General features: G+C 58.5%; 1 pseudogene. It reads right to left on the bottom strand.

What is annotated here, in order from left to right:
• A pseudogene (locus tag DW49_RS1000000132725) lies at positions 1-272 on the bottom strand (hypothetical protein); the annotation flags it as partial.
• Between the last annotated feature and the right edge of the window lie 258 nt (positions 273-530).

The raw sequence follows: 530 nt of genomic DNA, 5'->3' as shown, positions 1-530 counted from the left end.
TTGCCCAAGTAGCGCACGCTCTCGACAAGGCCATGGCGCTGCGCTGGAGAACCGTCATCGCAGAGAATGGCGAGACTGACCGGCTGGCCGATGAGTTTTTCAGGATCGTATTCGGTGTCCTGCACCACCACGTCGAGGGTGTAGCGGGGGACGCGACCGATGCGTTCGACCCCATGCACACGCAGGGCCTGAAGCTGATGCTCGCCCAGCGGCGTGGTGAGTTGCAGCAGGCGGCCACTCTGGCTGAGGGGGGTGCCGAAGGTCAGATCCATGGTGTAACTCCTTTACATACGCAAAACCGTACGTCGGGCCTGTCAACCTGCCGCTTCATGCAACACGCTGAAAGAACACGGCGTCCGATGCCTATCCTGTTTAACGCGAAAACGCACGTGTAGCTGACGCGCCCGCGCTGTTAGTTGCCGATTTCGGGAATCAGTTCCCGCAGGGGCAGGAAATTCATGATCTTAAGTATCTTTGGCGCAACATGCGCTGCGTTGGGTGATGACGCTGCATTCCAACACATTTGGCAA

Origin of the sequence: Pseudomonas avellanae BPIC 631 (assembly GCF_000444135.1) — a bacterium.
Lineage (GTDB): Bacteria > Pseudomonadota > Gammaproteobacteria > Pseudomonadales > Pseudomonadaceae > Aquipseudomonas > Aquipseudomonas avellanae.
This window is presented reverse-complemented; position numbering and strand designations above follow the sequence as displayed.